The sequence below is a fragment of the Vibrio toranzoniae genome, assembly GCF_024347655.1.
Taxonomy (GTDB): Bacteria; Pseudomonadota; Gammaproteobacteria; order Enterobacterales; family Vibrionaceae; genus Vibrio; species Vibrio toranzoniae.
Genome location: NZ_AP025514.1, coordinates 2,866,662 through 2,884,020, shown reverse-complemented (window position 1 = coordinate 2,884,020; position 17,359 = coordinate 2,866,662). Strand labels below are relative to the sequence as shown.

The 17,359-nt window shown below is 44.8% G+C and carries 15 protein-coding genes; 11 read left to right on the top strand and 4 right to left on the bottom strand.

Annotated elements, in window-relative coordinates; translation table 11 throughout:
* Positions 1 to 99 precede the first annotated feature (99 nt).
* Together OCU50_RS13135 and argH are read left to right on the top strand one after the other, a co-directional pair.
* Positions 100 to 1,311 (top strand): argininosuccinate synthase, encoded by a 1,212-nt coding sequence (locus OCU50_RS13135; protein WP_060468751.1) that lies wholly within the window; start codon positions 100 to 102, stop codon positions 1,309 to 1,311.
* A 346-nt stretch (positions 1,312 to 1,657) separates the two neighbouring features.
* Positions 1,658 to 3,532 (top strand): argininosuccinate lyase, encoded by a 1,875-nt coding sequence (argH, locus tag OCU50_RS13130; protein WP_060468750.1) that lies wholly within the window; start codon positions 1,658 to 1,660, stop codon positions 3,530 to 3,532.
* A 254-nt stretch (positions 3,533 to 3,786) separates the two neighbouring features.
* Here argH and OCU50_RS13125 read toward each other — a convergent pair whose 3' ends face one another.
* Positions 3,787 to 4,035 carry a DUF3624 domain-containing protein gene (locus OCU50_RS13125; RefSeq protein ID WP_082710360.1) on the bottom strand — a complete coding sequence of 83 codons (249 nt, stop codon included), beginning with the start codon at positions 4,033 to 4,035 and terminating at the stop codon, positions 3,787 to 3,789.
* Between the two features lie 86 nt (positions 4,036 to 4,121).
* On the opposite strand from OCU50_RS13125, the gene OCU50_RS13120 reads away from it, so the two are divergent.
* Positions 4,122 to 4,469: a RidA family protein gene (locus OCU50_RS13120; protein WP_060468748.1), complete on the top strand. Its 348-nt coding sequence runs from the start codon at positions 4,122 to 4,124 to the stop codon at positions 4,467 to 4,469.
* 155 nt (positions 4,470 to 4,624) lie between these two features.
* Here OCU50_RS13120 and OCU50_RS13115 read toward each other — a convergent pair whose 3' ends face one another.
* Together OCU50_RS13115 and OCU50_RS13110 are read right to left on the bottom strand one after the other, a co-directional pair.
* Complete coding sequence (locus OCU50_RS13115; protein WP_060468747.1) at positions 4,625 to 6,091, bottom strand: dihydrolipoyl dehydrogenase; 1,467 nt, start codon at positions 6,089 to 6,091, stop codon at positions 4,625 to 4,627.
* A 271-nt stretch (positions 6,092 to 6,362) separates the two neighbouring features.
* Positions 6,363 to 7,091: a glutathione peroxidase gene (locus OCU50_RS13110; protein ID WP_017055839.1), complete on the bottom strand. Its 729-nt coding sequence runs from the start codon at positions 7,089 to 7,091 to the stop codon at positions 6,363 to 6,365.
* 219 nt (positions 7,092 to 7,310) lie between these two features.
* Between OCU50_RS13110 and oxyR the strand changes: the two genes are divergently transcribed.
* Entirely contained in the window at positions 7,311 to 8,201 is an 891-nt protein-coding gene (oxyR, locus tag OCU50_RS13105; protein ID WP_060468746.1) for a DNA-binding transcriptional regulator OxyR, read from the top strand.
* Between the two features lie 100 nt (positions 8,202 to 8,301).
* Here the strand turns inward: oxyR and OCU50_RS13100 are convergent, their stop codons facing one another.
* Positions 8,302 to 10,863 (bottom strand): penicillin-binding protein 1A, encoded by a 2,562-nt coding sequence (locus OCU50_RS13100; RefSeq protein ID WP_060468745.1) that lies wholly within the window; start codon positions 10,861 to 10,863, stop codon positions 8,302 to 8,304.
* A 151-nt stretch (positions 10,864 to 11,014) separates the two neighbouring features.
* Between OCU50_RS13100 and pilM the strand changes: the two genes are divergently transcribed.
* The 7 genes from pilM to aroB all read left to right on the top strand — a co-directional run bounded on the left by pilM (position 11,015) and on the right by aroB (position 17,292).
* Positions 11,015 to 12,040: a type IV pilus assembly protein PilM gene (pilM, locus tag OCU50_RS13095; RefSeq protein ID WP_060468744.1), complete on the top strand. Its 1,026-nt coding sequence runs from the start codon at positions 11,015 to 11,017 to the stop codon at positions 12,038 to 12,040.
* Complete coding sequence (locus tag OCU50_RS13090; RefSeq protein WP_060468743.1) at positions 12,024 to 12,623, top strand: PilN domain-containing protein; 600 nt, start codon at positions 12,024 to 12,026, stop codon at positions 12,621 to 12,623. Before pilM ends, OCU50_RS13090 begins: the two co-directional genes overlap by 17 nt.
* Positions 12,616 to 13,227 (top strand): type IV pilus inner membrane component PilO, encoded by a 612-nt coding sequence (locus OCU50_RS13085; RefSeq protein ID WP_060468742.1) that lies wholly within the window; start codon positions 12,616 to 12,618, stop codon positions 13,225 to 13,227. The genes OCU50_RS13090 and OCU50_RS13085 overlap by 8 nt, the downstream gene beginning before the upstream one ends.
* On the top strand, positions 13,214 to 13,732 hold the full coding sequence (locus OCU50_RS13080) for a pilus assembly protein PilP (protein ID WP_060468741.1): 519 nt from the start codon (positions 13,214 to 13,216) through the stop codon (positions 13,730 to 13,732). Before OCU50_RS13085 ends, OCU50_RS13080 begins: the two co-directional genes overlap by 14 nt.
* 59 nt (positions 13,733 to 13,791) lie before the next feature.
* Positions 13,792 to 15,483 (top strand): type IV pilus secretin PilQ, encoded by a 1,692-nt coding sequence (locus OCU50_RS13075; protein WP_060468740.1) that lies wholly within the window; start codon positions 13,792 to 13,794, stop codon positions 15,481 to 15,483.
* Positions 15,484 to 15,659: 176 nt separating this feature from the next.
* Complete coding sequence (gene aroK / locus OCU50_RS13070; protein ID WP_017061125.1) at positions 15,660 to 16,178, top strand: shikimate kinase AroK; 519 nt, start codon at positions 15,660 to 15,662, stop codon at positions 16,176 to 16,178.
* A 25-nt stretch (positions 16,179 to 16,203) separates the two neighbouring features.
* Positions 16,204 to 17,292, top strand: coding sequence for a 3-dehydroquinate synthase (gene aroB, locus OCU50_RS13065; protein WP_060468739.1), 1,089 nt, complete (start codon positions 16,204 to 16,206; stop codon positions 17,290 to 17,292).
* Positions 17,293 to 17,359 lie beyond the last annotated feature (67 nt).

Genomic DNA, 17,359 nt, shown 5'->3' with positions numbered 1-17,359 from the left:
CACTACTTAAAGAATTTAGACAAATTAAATAAACATATAATTATGAAGTCATTTCCAACGCTGACCGCCATGTGCAGTATGGAAACTAGGAGAAAGAAAATGAGCAAAGTTAACGTAAAGAAAGTTGTAGTAGCCTACTCTGGCGGTCTAGACACATCAGTAATCATCCCATGGTTGAAAGAGAACTATGACTGTGAAGTGGTTGCGTTTGTCGCGGATGTTGGTCAAGGCGACGAAGAGTTGATTGGTATCGAAGAGAAAGCGAAAGCTTCTGGTGCTTCTGAGTGTTACATCGCTGACCTTAAAGAAGAGATGGTGGCAGATTACATCTACCCAACGCTAAAAACGGGCGCTTACTACGAAGGCAAATACCTACTAGGTACTTCTATGGCTCGTCCAATCATCGCGAAAGCGCAGGTTGAAGTAGCACGTAAAGTAGGTGCAGACGCACTGTGTCACGGCTGTACAGGTAAAGGTAATGACCAAGTTCGTTTTGAAGGTGCATTCGCAGCACTAGCACCAGACCTACACGTCATTGCACCATGGCGTGAGTGGGATCTAGTGAGCCGTGAAGAGTGTCTAGATTACCTAGCAGAGCGTAACATCCCTTGTACTGCCTCTCTTACTAAGATTTACTCGCGTGATGCAAACGCATGGCACATCTCTACAGAAGGTGGCGTTCTAGAAAATACATGGAACGCACCTGATGAAGATTGCTGGGCTTGGACGGTAGATCCAGAGCAAGCGCCAAACGAATCTGAAACCGTCACGCTTAAAGTTGAAAAAGGCGAAGTGGTAGCGGTAGATGGCGAAGCAATGACACCATACAACGCGCTGGTTTACCTAAACGAGAAGGGGGCGAAGCACGGTGTTGGTCGTATCGATATCGTAGAAAACCGTCTGGTTGGTATGAAGTCTCGTGGTTGTTACGAAACCCCAGGTGGCACAATCATGATGGAAGCACTGCGTGCAGTCGAGCAACTGGTTCTTGATAAAGCAGCCTTCGAATTCCGTGAAGAGCTAGGCGTTAAAGCTTCTCACCTTGTATACGATGGCCGTTGGTTCACGCCGCTATGTAAGTCAATTCTTGCGGCGACAGAAGAACTAGCACAAGACGTGAATGGTGAAGTGGTGATCAAACTTTACAAAGGTCATGCAACAGTGACTCAGAAGCGTTCTGAGAACAGCTTATACTCAGAAGAGTTTGCAACCTTTGGTGAAGATGAAGTGTACGACCAAAGCCACGCTGAAGGCTTCATCCGCCTTTATTCGCTATCAAGCCGTATCCGTGCGCTGAATAGCCAAAAGTAATCCTAATAATGAGTTAGCGAGCTAGTCTTTAGCGAAAGATTGAAGGCGAGTAAACGAGACATCATTTTTAAAGCCCATTTACTATTGATTAGTGAATGGGCTTTTTGCTTTCTATTTACTCAATCAATCAGCTTCGGTTTTTACTATTGAATGGCATATAATTCTCTTTCCACGTGAAAATAATCAATGGTTTGAAGTTTTGGTGAATAAATATGTTAAAATAATGAATTAATACTTTATTTTCATTTTGAATTGCCGTAAGTTTAAACCATCAGAAAAATACTGAATCTTAATCAGAATTATCATTTGCAAAAACAGTGAGCACTGTGCAATTAGGAGATACACAATGGCATTATGGGGCGGTAGATTTACCCAAGCAGCAGACACCCGGTTCAAAGGTTTTAACGATTCTCTTCGTTTTGATTACCGATTGGCTGAGCAAGACATTGTGGGCTCAATTGCCTGGTCTAAAGCTCTACTGTCGGTCAACGTATTAACCGAAGAAGAGCAACAGAAGCTTGAGTTAGCGCTGAATGAGCTAAAACTTGAGGTGATGGAAGATCCTGAACAGATTCTACGTTCTGATGCAGAAGATATTCACAGTTGGGTTGAGCAGCAACTTATCGGCAAGGTCGGTGATTTAGGCAAAAAGCTTCACACTGGCCGTTCTCGTAATGACCAAGTGGCGACAGACCTGAAACTATGGTGTCGTCAGCAAGGTAACCAACTGCTATTGGCATTGGATCGTCTACAGAGCCAAATGGTCAACGTTGCTTCTCAGCATCAAGAAACCGTGCTTCCTGGCTACACTCACCTGCAACGTGCTCAGCCGGTAACTTTTGCTCACTGGTGCTTGGCTTACGTTGAAATGCTTGAGCGTGATTATTCTCGTTTGAATGATGCGATTAAGCGTCTAGATACATGTCCGCTGGGTTCTGGTGCCCTTGCTGGAACCGCTTACCCGATGGACCGTGAAGAGTTAGCTCACAACTTAGGTTTCCGTCGTGCAACACGCAACTCTCTAGATTCAGTTTCTGACCGTGACCATGTGATGGAGCTGATGTCGATCGCTTCTATCTCTATGCTTCACCTTTCGCGTCTTGCAGAAGATATGATTTTCTACAACTCTGGTGAATCAAACTTCATCGAGTTAGCCGATACCGTGACGTCAGGCTCATCTCTGATGCCGCAAAAGAAAAACCCGGATGCGCTAGAGCTTATCCGTGGCAAAACGGGCCGTGTTTACGGTTCATTAGCAGCAATGATGATGACAGTTAAAGCACTGCCTTTGGCGTACAACAAAGACATGCAAGAAGATAAAGAAGGTCTGTTCGACGCTTTAGACACTTGGAATGATTGTATGGAAATGGCTGCTCTTTGTTTTGATGGCATCAAAGTGAACGGCGAACGTACACTTGAAGCGGCGAAACAAGGTTATGCGAACTCCACTGAACTGGCTGATTACCTAGTAGCGAAAGGCATTCCTTTCCGTGAAGCTCACCATATTGTCGGTGTGACGGTAGTGGCGGCGATTGCTAAAGGCTGCGCATTAGAAGACTTAACCATCGCAGAGATGAAAGAGTTCTCAGAGGTGATTGAAGAAGATGTGTATGACATTCTGACCATTGAATCGTGTCTTGAAAAACGTAGTGCGCTGGGCGGTGTATCACCACAACAAGTGGCTTACGCAGTCGACCAAGCAGAAAAGCGCTTATCGCAACGTGACACCTCTATCGTTAAAGTTCGTTCTGCCCGTTTGACCGATATCGAGGCGCTAGAAGGTATGGTGGCCTATTGGGCCAATATGGGTGAAAACTTGCCTCGTTCTCGTAATGAACTGGTCCGTGATATTGGCTCGTTTGCAGTCGCAGAGCATCATGGTGAAGTGACGGGTTGTGCATCACTCTATGTCTATGATTCAGGCTTAGCTGAAATTCGTTCACTCGGTGTTGAAGCGGGTTGGCAAGGTCAAGGGCAGGGGACGGCGATTGTGCAACACTTGGTTGATAAAGCACGACAAATGGCCATTAAGAAGGTGTTTGTACTGACTCGTACGCCTGAGTTCTTTATGAAGCACGCTTTCTTACCAACATCGAAATCTTTGCTACCTGAGAAGGTGTTAAAAGATTGCGACCAATGTCCTCGTCAACATGCATGTGATGAAGTGGCCTTGGAAGTGAACTTGGTAGAGCAGATTATCGCCAAGGTTAATGTGGCATAACGCATTGATTTTGTAGCTCCCTAAAAAAAGATCAAAAATCTGCTCTTTTTTGGGAACAAACTAAGAAAAGCCCGGTCTATTAAAGTACCACTGCTTTTTCTTAGAATTTTCTAAGAAAGCCCTAGAATCGATTGATTCTGGGGCTTTTTTCTATCTGCTATTTGGGAAATGATGATGGGGCGCTAAATAGAAGCTCTACCGGGTCATTGAATCGATATTTGACCGTTATCACTTATCTCCCCCCAAGATCTTAGTTAACGCTTTTTGTTCCTTAAAGGCAGCACCACAAACTTCATAAACCAATGCAGCGACAACAAACCACTGAATGCGCAAGCTGCCATCATCAAAGCGATGGCATTGATGGTTTTCGGGTCTTCTCTGAAAAATAACCACCATGCTCCCCAGCTTATTATCGACAACATCATCAGTTGATTCATGCAACGTTGGCAGCGACCGAGTTTGTTGAAGATTTTTCCATTTTTATTGCAATGAACACATGTCATCTTAGGCTTAATTCGCGTTATGCTTGTTGCCTTGATAATACCACGTCACAAGATATTGGATCACGGTGACATAGAGAGGAAGATCGATGATTGAGCGCCAAGAAACCAAGCAACGTATGAGCCGTATTGTTAAACACAACGGTACTATCTACCTATGTGGCCAAGTTTGCGCTGATGCAACCAAAGACATCACAGAACAAACACAGACCATGCTAGATAAAGTTGAAGCGCTACTTGAACAAGCAGGTAGCGACAAAGAGCATATGCTGTCAGCAACGATTTACTTGAAAGACATGAAAGATTTCCAAGAAATGAATGCCGTATGGGATGCATGGGTTCCAGAAGGTCACGCTCCTGCTCGTGCATGTGTGACTGGTAACATGGCTCGTGAAGCGCTATTGGTTGAAATTTCTGTGATTGCCGCTGAGAAGTAATAGCTAAGTTTTTAGCGATAGGCAATGGCTTCAAGAGGTTCTAGGTACTTTGTTCCTCAGTTCAGGAATGGCGTGTCTTGCCAAAAACAAAAAGGAAAGCTCATGGCTTTCCTTTCTAATATCTAATGTTTGCTATCTTTTTAGGTGACCTGAGATTAACAACCAGGTCCACAGTCTAGACAGTGCTTCACCATCTGTGGGCCTAGGTGTAGTTTCGCATTGAGGTCACGCAGAGCGGTTCGTACACCCTCTTCGATAACGGGGTGGTAGAAAGGCATGTCTAGCATTTCCGAAACCGTCATCTTGTTTTGATGCGCCCAAGCTAATAGGTGCGCCAAGTGTTCTGCGTTTGGCCCCATCATTTCAGCGCCAAGGAAACGGCCAGTACCTTGCTCACCGTAGACGTGCAGAATACCTTTGTTGCGTAGCATCACTCGTGAACGACCTTGGTTCTCGAAAGACACTTCTCCTGTTGCGAAACAACCACAAGTACCTAAGCGTGTTGTGATCTCTTTGTACGTTTCACCAACCATTGCGATTTGTGGGTCAGAGAATACCGCTGAGATTTTAGAACGACGTAGACCTGCACGAATCTCAGGGAAACGACCTGCGTTGTCACCCGCAATACGAGCTTGGTCTGCTGCTTCATGCAGGAGAGGCAGTTGGTTGCTTGCATCACCAGCGATAAATACTGATGGTAGCGATGTTTGTAGCGTGTAATGGTCTGCGATTGGCACACCACGTTCATCAAGCTCAAGAGAGGTGTTCTCTAGGCCAAGCTTGTCTGTATTAGGACGACGGCCTGTTGCTGCCAGTACATACTCAACGACGTTAGTTTCTAATTCACCTTGTTTATTGATGAACTGGATTTCGACGCGATCTTCACCAGATTCAGTGGTAATACGCTTCATACTTTCGATTTTTACGTCTGCATCCAGGTAGAACTCTTCATTGAAGGCTTTGTCTGCATAAGCCATGATCTCTGGGTCGGTTACTGGGCCTACTTGACCACCTAAACCGAACAGTTTTGTTTTTACACCCAAGCGGTGCAGTGACTGACCAAGCTCAAGACCAATAACACCAGGGCCAAATACGGCTACTGATTTCGGTAAATCATCCCAATTGAACACATCATCATTAATGATTAGACGGTCGCCCAGCTCGTTCCAAGCTGCAGGGTATGCTGGGCGAGAACCCGTCGCGATGACAATACGCTTAGCCGTCACAACTGTGTGGTCATCAATTTGTAGCGTGTTGTCATCTAAGAATTTTGCGTAGCCAGAGATCTTGTCTTGCTCTGGGATTTCATCAACACCTTCTAAAACAAAACCAACAAAACGGTCACGCTCAAACTTCACTCGGTCCATGACTTCACGGCCGTTAACTACGATACCACCTTGTGGGTGAACGCCAAAAGCCGGCGCTTTCTCGATGTGGTGTACGCTTTCTGCAGCTGCAATAAGCAGTTTAGATGGCATACAACCAACACGGGCACAGGTTGTGCCGTAAGGGCCGCCTTCAATCATCACAACACTGTCAGTGTGTGCTTTTGCAGCGCGGTAAGAACCTAGACCTGCCGTACCGCCCCCGATAACTGCTACATCTACATTGACTTGTTTCATAATAATCTTCTCGCAATGGCTAAATTTAGTTTGAACGAACCCCTCCAACTCAAGTGATTTTTAAAGCGAGTCAGCGTAGTGGGTTAGTTTTGTGATTTTGTTTCTTAGGTTTAGCGTGACTCTTAAGTCAATGAGTCGAAGCTATATGCTTTGTCCAGCCTCACTTTCTAAATGCTTTTTTGAAACTTTAGAAGGAGAACTTGTAAGTAGCTAACCTACAAAGGGTAGGTTAGCCAGTGTTTCCAATATTGCTAAGTTCTCGCTAGAAAAATTAAGCTAGGAAAGCTTCCAGCTCTTCGCTGCCACCGATGTGTTTGCCACCGATGAATACTTGAGGAACGGTAGTACGACCAGAGATTGCACGTAGGCTTACGGTTGTTGCGTCTTTACCTAGCACGACTTCTTCGTAGTTTAGACCTTTGTCGATAAGGTTCTGCTTCGCTTTCATACAGAAAGGACAGCCTGGTTTAGTGAATACTGTGATTGACTCTTGCTCTTTGTGCTCAGGAGCTATGTAGTTAAGCATAGTATCTGCATCAGAAACCTTGAACGGGTCACCTGGTACGTCTTCTTCGATGAACATTTTCTCTACTACGCCGTTTTTAACCAGCATGCTGTAGCGCCATGAACGTTTGCCGAAGCCGATGTCGTTTTTCTCAACTAGCATGCCCATGCCGTCTGTGAAATCACCGTTACCATCTGGGATGAATGTGATGTTTTCCGCTTCTTGGTCTGCTTTCCAAGCATTCATTACGAATGTGTCGTTTACTGAAACACATAGAATGTCATCAACACCGTTCTCTTTGAATACAGAGTGTAGCTCGTTGTAACGAGGTAGGTGGCTTGAAGAGCACGTTGGCGTAAACGCGCCTGGTAGGCTGAATACGATAACTGTTTTGTCTTTGAATAGTTCTTCCGTCGTTACGTTAACCCATGCATCACCTTGGCGAGTTGGGAATGTTACTTGAGGGATTGATTGACCTTCTTTAGATGTAAACATATTGATTTCCTTAAATAGTATTTTTAATTTGTTCTATCAGAGCTTAACGTTTTTCTTTGCTCTGTTTCGTTTCGTTGAGCCCATTATTAGATAATTTCTTTGATAGCTCTAATCGTTTGATGTTATGGTTTTGATAGGTAAATTCTATCAAGAACATTTATTTTAAATATTTCTATTAAAACCTTTGTTCTTATTAAAACTTGAGGTGAGAGACTGCTCATGAACATTCGTGACTTTGAATACTTGGTAGCGCTTGCAGAGCATAAACACTTCCGAAAAGCGGCAGAAGCGTGCTTTGTAAGTCAGCCCACGCTCAGTGGCCAAATACGTAAATTGGAAGATGAAATTGGCCTTCAGTTAACCGAGCGTAGCCCAAGAAAGGTGATATTTACAGAATCAGGCTTACAACTTGTTGAGCAAGCGAAGTCTATTCTCAATGAGGTGAAGACTTTTAAAGATATGGCGAGTGGACATGGTGAAGCAATGACGGGGCCAATGCATATTGGCTTTATTCCGACGGTAGGCCCGTACATTTTGCCCAAAATTATTCCTCATCTGAAAGAGAGCTTCCCCGATCTTGAGCTTTACCTGCATGAAGCGCAGACTCATCAACTGGTCAGCCAGTTGGAAGATGGCAAGCTCGATTGCTTGGTATTGGCTGCGGTTGATGAAACGGCGATGTTCAAAGAGATTGATGTTTATGATGAGCCGCTGAGTCTAGCTGTGCCTTGTGACCATGAATGGGCTCAGCAAGACAGTGTGGATATGCTTCAACTTAATGGTAGAACCGTACTTGCGCTGGGCGATGGCCACTGTTTACGAGATCAAGCTTTGGGCTTCTGTTTTGCGGCGGGAGCAAAAGACGATGAACGTTTCAAAGCGACTAGCTTAGAAACGCTGCGTAACATGGTCGCGGCAGGGGCGGGTATTACTTTACTACCTCAGTTATCGGTACCAAAGGAAAAGCAGAAAGATGGTGTGTGCTATGTTCCTGCGGTGAATCCTACTCCTTCGCGCAGAATTGTCGTGGCGTACAGGCCAGGATCTCCGTTAAAGGGACGCTTTGAGCAACTGGCTGAAACTATTAGAACGCAACTTGAGAAACAGTAAGATTTAATGCCTCAATAGGCGGTTTTCAGGCATAAAAAAGGGCAGGTACGAATTATTGTATCTGCCCTTTTACTTGGTGTTTGTTTAATAGACTCTACTGCTAAAAGAGCGCTTCTACGGCTTCTCCAGACGACGTTGAGTAGATATCATCGTTGAAACCTTCGGTGGTGTACTCGGTTGGCTCTGTGCCTTTTTCGAAGTACTCGAAGATTGATGAGCTATCGAATTTGTTAGTTAGCAAACCTGTTTCACGATCAATACGAACTCGGATGATGTTTTTCGGAAGTTCTTTGCGCTGTGCTGGTACGCCCGCGAGTGCCGTTCCCATGAATTTAACCCATGCTGGCTCTGCGGTTTTCGCTCCAGCTTCGGCACCTGTAATCGGGTTTTTTTCAAGGTTTGAATTCGCTCTGGTACGACCTAGAGCGCGGTTGTGGTTATCAAAGCCGACCCATACGGTCGCAACCATGCCTGGTCCGTAGCCGCTATACCAGGCATCTTTCGAATCATTGGTTGTACCTGTCTTACCGCCAATGTCACGACGTTTTAAAGGTTGAGCACGCCAACCAGTACCATTCCAACCTGTGCCTTGACTCCAGTCGCCGCCACCCCAAATATTGCTGTACATCATTTCACGTACTAGGAATGCGTTCTGCTCAGAGATAACTTGAGGTGCGTATTGTACTTCAGTGTCGACATCTTGCTCAGCAAACTCATCGGCCATAGTGTTGCTCGTTATCTGTTGTTGACAATCTTCCTTACAAACGACCTTCGGTGCTGCTTTAAACTCAATCTCACCAAATGGTGTTTCAATGTGACTGATATAAAAAGGTTCAACGTAGTAGCCGCCATTGGCGAATACTGAGTAACCTTGTGCAACCTTCATTGGCGTTAAGCTGCCTGCACCCAAAGCGATGGTTTCAGAGCGAGGCACTTTATCAATATCAAAACCGAAGCGTGTTAGATAGTTACGTGTATCATCCAAGCCTACTTCACGCAGTACACGTACGGCCATCACGTTTTTAGATTGAGCTAGGCCAATGCGTAAACGGGTTGGGCCGACATAGGTAGGCGGTGAGTTTTTTGGTCGCCATGCGGTACCTTGGCTCTTATCCCATTGGTTGATAGGTGCATCGTTGATCAGTGATGCCAACGTTAAGCCTTTATTAATCGCTGCTGAATAGATAAATGGTTTGATACCAGACCCAACCTGACGAATAGATTGCGTCGCTCGGTTAAATTTGTTGTGCACGAAGTTAAAGCCACCCACCATCGACAAAACCGCGCCGTTGTTAGGGTTCATTGCAACAAAAGCAGTGTTCGCATTCGGTACTTGGCTTAGTCGCCATACTACAGGCGTTTCTGATTTCGCCTCTGCTGACTCTTCTCTCGGTTCTTCAGATACTTCATCGCCTGTTACGGCTTCATGGCGAACCCAAATTTGTTCACCAACAGCAAGTATCTCTTTCGCTTGAGAAGGCGCAGGGCCTTGGCGATTGTCTGTTAGGAACTTACGTGCCCAGTTCATGCCTTGCCACTCGATCGCTCCTTCCCCTTGGTTCTTAACCCAAACCTGTGCACTTTTCGCATCAACGCTCGTCACGACCGCTGGGACTAAGTCACCATAGGTTGGTTGAGACTTGAGGTGTTGAACGATTTGTTCATGATCCCAAGCCGATTGCTCGGTTTGCCACAGCACCTTTTCAGCACCACGGTAACCGTGACGTTCATCGTAGTTGAGTAGGTTCTTAATCGCGGCTTGGTTGGCTGCCCTTTGCAGTTTTGAATCAACCGTCGTGTAAACTTTCATGCCTGATGTATAAGCCTCTTCGCCGTAGCGTTCGACCATCCAAGCGCGCGCTACTTCCGCGACATACGGAGCGCTGACTTCTATTTCTGCACCATGATATTTAGAGAGAAGTTCTTCGTTGCGAGCCTCATCGTACTCTTCTTGAGTGATGTATTGTTCATCCAACATGCGGCGTAATACAACATTACGACGGTTGGTTGCACGTTCAACGGAGTAGATAGGGTTCATGGTTGATGGTGCCTTTGGCATACCCGCAAGTGTAGCCAGTTCACTCAAGGTGAGATCTGGAAGGTCTTTACCAAAGTAAACACGAGCGGCTGCACCAAAACCATAGGAACGGTGACCAAGGAATATCTTGTTCACGTAAAGTTCCATGATTTCTTCTTTGCTAAGCAGTTGCTCAATGTGGATCGCAATGAATATCTCTTTGATCTTACGCATGATCTTCTTCTCATTAGATAAGAAAAAGTTACGCGCAAGCTGTTGAGTAATGGTACTCGCCCCTTGCTTTGCAGAGCCCGACATAGCGACCACGATTGCAGCACGAGTAATACCGATAGGGTCAATACCTGGGTGATCGTAGAAACGACTATCTTCAGTAGCAATTAGAGCTTCAACTAAGTGGCGAGGGATCTCGTCATAAGTGACTGGATTCCGACGTTTTTCACCAAATTGAGATATCAACTTACCATCTTGACTGAAGACTTGCATTGGTGTTTGGAGTTCTACGTCACGCAAAGTGGCCACATCAGGTAGCTCTGGTTTTACGTAATAATAAAACCCGAAAATTGTACTGACTCCAAGAATCATGCAAGTCAATGTAAATATGAATAATCTCTTTATGAACTTCACCGGATAATCCCTGATTAGTTAAGGCTGACAAGCAGCAAACCCTTGTACTCTAGGTTAAAAACTTAGCTTTCGTTTATTAACGCTTATTTAACTAATAATCACAACCCCTAGATAATCAACGAAATGCTCAGCACTTCAGGAGCTAGGTCAAATGGGTTCATCATTAATTACAGGTATAGATATAAATCATCACAGTATCAAAGCTGTGGTACTAAAACCCGTTGGGGAGTTGTATGCCATCGTGGGATACAAAGAGCTGCCGATTTCGGACGACATTTTTACAGCTAACCATACTTTGGAGTATCAGAAAACTGTTAAGAAACTCAAAGAACTTAAGAAAGGACTGCCTTTTGGAAGTCGTAACGTCGCTATTTCAGTACCAGATAACACGGTGATCAGCAAAGTACTGCAAATAGAGAGCGATCTAGAAGATAGAGAGAAAGAGTTTTCTATCTATCAAACCTTTGCTCATCAATCTCCCTTTCCTATCGAAGAGCTGAGTTTAGATTTTGTAAAGCTCGAAGACAAACGGTTTGGTAAAGGATCGACAAGTAGTTATCAGGTGTACGCGACTCGCAAGGAAGTTGTGGATAGTCGAGCCAATGCATTAAGCAAAGCCGGGTTTAAACCTATCGTCGTTGATACCCAAGCACATGGGCTTCTCAATATTTGGCAATTGGCTTCGCATTTGTACCCAGAAAAGAAGAACTGGCTGCTGGTGGACGTTGGAATCGACCAAACCTCGTTAGGGATTATCCCGCATAATTCTACGCCTTTTTATAAAGACATCGCCTTTGGTACTCAAGAGCTGTTAGGCGCAGGCAATCCAAGTGATATGGAAAGCGTGTTCGGCACCACTCAGGATACACATCGGTTTATTGTTAATCTTATTGAAAAGCTCAAGCGTCAACTGCAGCTCTATTCGTCGGTCAATGCGCTTCAACCTATCTCAGGGATTTGGTTAATGGGTGAAGGAGCGAGCATGCCAATGGTCGTTGAGGAGTTAGAACGTCATTTTCAGATGAGTTGTGAGTCACTGAACCCTATGTCTTTGTTTGAGAATAAGGTGGCCCAGAAACGCCGATCGTCATTGAATTGTCAGCACTTTGGTATTGCGGCGGGGATGGCAATGCGTGGCCTCAAGTGGCAGGGAGAAAAGCATGTTGCATCAAATTAACTTGCTGCCTTGGCGCGATGAAATTCGAGCTCAGTATAAGAAGCGTTTTGTTCATCTAGTCATTCTTGGCGTCATCATTGCGCTTGGTGGGCAAGGAGCGGTCGGTAACTACTTTCACGGCCAACAAGCCAAGCAACAAGCGCGCCTCAACTATCTCAATCAATATATCGCTCAACTCGACCAGAAAATTCAGTCGTTAAAAGTCGCAGAACAGGAACACAAAGCCATTCTTACTAGACTTGGCGTGGTCGAATCCTTACAGCTCGGTCGCAATAAGACAACTGATTTTATGAACCTGATGCCGGAGCTCATCCCTGAAGGCGTGTATGTCGATAAGATAAAAATGAATGGTCAGGAAATTGAAATGGAGGGGATCAGCGACAGTACTTCTCGTTTGGCAACGATGTTGGATAACTTAGAACGCTCCCGTTCCCTTAAAGGGGTTGAGATGCACTCTATCATTCATAATCGCAAACGCTTCAATAAGGACTTTCAGACCTTCAAGGTCTCTTTTGTGTTTATCCCTGTGTCATTAGATAGTCCAGCCGAGAATGTAAAAGAGAAGGGGGCGAATCATGGTTAGTTTTCAAAATCGGGTGAGCTTGCAAGATCTCGATGTTGATGAGATCACCGAATGGCCTTTATTGCCTCAGCTATTGGTCATTTTTGCCTTGATGATACTTATCCAAGGTGTGGGGACTTGGTTGTATATTGCTCCTTTGGACGATGAACTTCAGCAGATGAAACAGCAAGAACAGACGCTTAAAACAACTTTGCGGATTAAAGCCAATAAGGCGGCGGTTTTGCCTAAGCTCCAGAGTCAGTTGGATGATTTAACCAGTCGTTATGATTATCTATTAGAGCAGCTACCAGTACAAAAAGAGTTGGCAAGTATGTTGGCCTCAGTGAATGAGCTTGGGTTGGATAATAAGCTGACGTTTACGCGTATTGATTGGGGACAGAAGCAAAACAAGGAGTTTCTCTATCGTTTACCGCTCAATATAGAGCTAACAGGGGACTATCACGCGATTGGAGACTTCTCAGCAGCCATCGCCAAACTCCCACGAATCATTAGTTTTAATGATGTGAGTTGGCAGCGCGTCAGCCAAGAAAGTAGCACGCTCCATTTCAGGGTGCGAGCGTATACCTACCAATTTAAGCCGGAGTTGAGTGATGAAACCCAATAGAGTGTTCTGTTCAACCTTACTACTGCTTTTGCTTGTGGGCTGTAAAGCGAATGAAGATTCGTTAGAAGGTTTTGTAGTGCAAGTTGAAGCCAAGGCCAGGAAAGAGGTGGAACAGCTTGTTCCTGCCGCTGAGTTTACGGCTGCTACTTATCAACGCCGAGCTTTTCGTCCTCCGTTTGAACTTCCTAAGGAAGCCATTGTGCAGAATCAGCCTCTAATTAAGAAAAATTGTTGGCAACCTAGTGCTCGCTCTCGGAATGGCAAGCTAGAGAAATACCCGCTGAGTAAGCTTCGTTTAAGAGGCGTGATGGGAAGTGGCTCAAGCGTGTTTGGATTAGTGCAAACACCCAAAGGGAATGTGGTAAACGTGAAAAAAGGCCAGTTTATCGGTTTAAATAACGGTCGTGTTACTAAAGTAACGAGCCAGCACGTTCTGATTAATGAAACTCTTCCAGATGGCTTAGGTTGTTGGCACAAGCGCAACGTTAAGCTGGCTCTGAAGTAAAACAATGTCACGTGATGTGAATATGAGATGTAAATATGATTAAAGGAATAAATGAGTCAATGAACAAAGGGTTACAAGGCTTGATTGTGTCTGTGATGTTGATCTTTAGTGTGCTCAGTCACGCTGAGGACTTACCTAATAAGTTAGAGAATATTGATTTTAGGGTGAACAAAAATAAAGACGCTGTCCTAATTATCGAACTCGCAACCAGCACGGTTGTGGTGGATGTTCAACGTGCGCAAGAGGGGCTAAGCATAGAGCTGATCAATACTCATGTTGATGACAACAAACTCCAGCTTCTTGATGTGAAAGATTTCGCTACCTTGGTTGAAGGCGTGGAAGTGTATAAAGAGGCCCCAAGCACTCGGTTGTTAGCGACAATCAGCAAGGACTACCAATACGAATACAATCTCAAAGGCCGTTTTATTGAGGTGGTGATCAGTAAGCCTGCTATAGAAGAAGCGGTAACAGAAAAAAGTATACTCGAGAAAGAGGGTAAGCTGATATCGATTAACTTCCAAGATATTCCAGTGCGAAATGTCCTGCAGCTTATCGCTGACTATAACGACTTTAACTTAGTCGTGTCTGATTCAGTAACCGGAAACCTAACTTTACGTTTAGATGGTGTGCCTTGGCAGCAAGTTCTGGATATCATCTTACAGGTCAAAGGGTTAGATAAGCGGGTAGATGGCAATGTCATCTTGGTAGCGCCAAAAGATGAACTCGACCTTCGAGAGCAGCAAGCGTTAGAGAAGTCGCGTTTAGAAGAGGAATTGGGTGAGCTTAAGTCGGAAATTATTAAGATTCACTTTGCTAAAGCGACCGACATTGCCGACATGATTGGTGGTGACGGGACGGTGAGCATGTTGTCCGATCGTGGCTCGATTACTATTGATGAGCGCACCAATTCATTGCTTATTCGAGAACTGGAGGAAAACATTGCCGTGATACGAAGCATTATTGAATCTTTAGATATTCCTGTGAAGCAAGTTCAGATAGAGGCGCGCATCGTGACTGTTACTGAGGGGAACCTTGATGAGCTAGGAGTGCGTTGGGGAGCATCTTCAACAAACGGAAGCTTCACGGTTGGTGGTTCTATCGAAGGCAACTACCCGTCGATTGCACCTTACGATAGTAATGGGGGGAATAGCGTCATTGATGAGTACCTCAACGTTAACTTAGGTGCGACATCTTCAAATGCATCAAGCATTGCCTTTCAGGTTGCCAAACTGGGCTCTGATACCTTGCTCGACCTTGAGTTATCAGCGCTACAGCAAGAGTCAAAAGCTGAAATTATTTCGAGTCCGCGTTTGATTACCACCAATAAAAAGCCCGCTTATATTGAACAAGGTACTGAAATTCCTTATTTAGAGTCATCTTCAAGTGGTGCAACGTCAGTCGCATTTAAGAAAGCGGTATTGAGCCTTAAGGTGACTCCACAGATCACGCCTGACAATCGTTTAGTGTTGGATTTGAGCGTAACTCAAGATAGGCCCGGACAGGTGGTGAAAACCGGAACTGGAGAGGCTGTTGCAATTGATACTCAGCGCATTGGCACGCAAGTGCTTGTTAATAATGGTGAAACGGTCGTTCTTGGTGGGATATTTCAGCACAGTGTGAGTAGCACCGTCGATAAAGTTCCTCTATTGGGAGACCTGCCTGTATTAGGGGCTTTGTTCCGCAGAAGCTACGAAAATGTAGGGAAAAGTGAGTTGTTGATCTTTGTTACACCGAAAGTTGTGATTCAGTAATGAACAATTAGATTAAAAATAAAGTTGCATTAGTGGCACCTAACCTTGATAATTTCGGGTCTTATCACGAATTATCTGTGAGGAATCGGTGCCACGGGCCTTTTAATTTCAGTACTTGTACTGACCTACCTTGTGGCGATGTCATTGAATTAACGTTGTAAATTACTGCTAAAAACATGGCTGAGAAACGCAATATTTTTCTTGTTGGCCCAATGGGCGCCGGCAAAAGTACAATTGGTAGACACCTAGCTTCCCAACTTCATATGGAGTTTTTAGACTCCGACACTGTGATCGAAGAGCGCACTGGCGCAGACATCGCATGGGTTTTTGATGTTGAGGGCGAAGAAGGTTTCCGTAAACGCGAAGAATCTGTAATCAACGACCTGACAGAAGAGCAAGGAATTGTTCTTGCGACAGGCGGTGGTTCAGTGCTGAGCAAAGAAAACCGTAACCGTCTATCTGCACGAGGCATTGTTGTATACCTAGAGACAACAATTGAAAAGCAACTTGCTCGCACTAACCGCGACAAGAAACGCCCTCTACTTCAAACAGACAACCCGCGAGATGTACTAGAAGATCTAGCCGTATCTCGCAACGCACTATACGAAGAAGTGGCGGACTACACAGTTCGTACTGACGACCAAAGTGCAAAAGTGGTAGCCAACCAGATCGTAAAAATGCTAGAAGAACGTTAAGTTCATTTTTTTGGAGAGCAAACCCATGGAACGGATTACGGTCAATCTAGCTGAGCGTAGCTACCCTATCTCTATTGGCGCCGGGTTATTTGAAGACCCGGCGTACCTTTCTTTTTTATCAGGCAAACAGAAAGTTGTTGTTATCAGTAACGTGACAGTAGCGCCTCTTTATGCCGATAAAATTTTATCGCTATTGGATCAAGTCGGCTGTCAAACTTCTCTTTTAGAGTTGCCAGATGGTGAACAGTACAAAACTCTTGAAACGTTCAATTCAGTGATGAGCTACATGCTTGAAGGAAATTACAGCCGCGATGTGGTGGTGATTGCTTTAGGTGGTGGTGTTATCGGTGATTTGGTCGGTTTTGCTGCTTCTTGTTACCAACGCGGTATTGATTTCATTCAAATTCCAACGACACTTCTTTCTCAAGTGGACTCTTCTGTAGGTGGTAAAACCGCAGTAAACCATTCCCTTGGTAAGAATATGATCGGCGCTTTTTACCAACCGAAATCTGTCATCATCGATACTAACTGTTTATCAACGCTTCCTGAGCGTGAATTTGCTGCGGGTATTGCTGAGGTAATCAAATACGGCATCATTTACGATGAAGCCTTCTTTGATTGGTTGGAGCAGAATCTAGAGAAACTTTATCAACTTGATGAAGAGGCACTGATTACCGCAATTGCTCGTTGTTGTGCAATTAAGGCTGAAGTGGTGGCTATAGATGAAAAAGAGTCAGGAATCAGAGCGTTATTGAACCTAGGTCATACATTTGGTCATGCGATTGAAGCGGAACTAGGCTATGGTAACTGGCTACATGGTGAAGCTGTGTCGTCAGGCACTGTAATGGCAGCGAAAACGGCTCAATTACAGGGACTGATCTCTCAGCAGCAACTTGAGCGAATTATTTCTATACTCAAGAATGCGAAACTGCCAATCCATACGCCAGAAAGCATGTCTTTTGAAGACTTTATGAAGCACATGATGCGCGATAAAAAAGTGCTGTCTGGTCAGTTACGTTTGGTATTGCCAACAAGTATTGGTGCTGCTGAAGTGGTCGCTGATGTGCCTCAAGACATCATCAAGCAAGCGATCGATTTCTGCCGTACCCTTTAAATTTTGTTGTGAGGTTGCCTAGCGAAACTCTAGGCAACTGAAGCGTTTTACTGATCGATCTAATCAG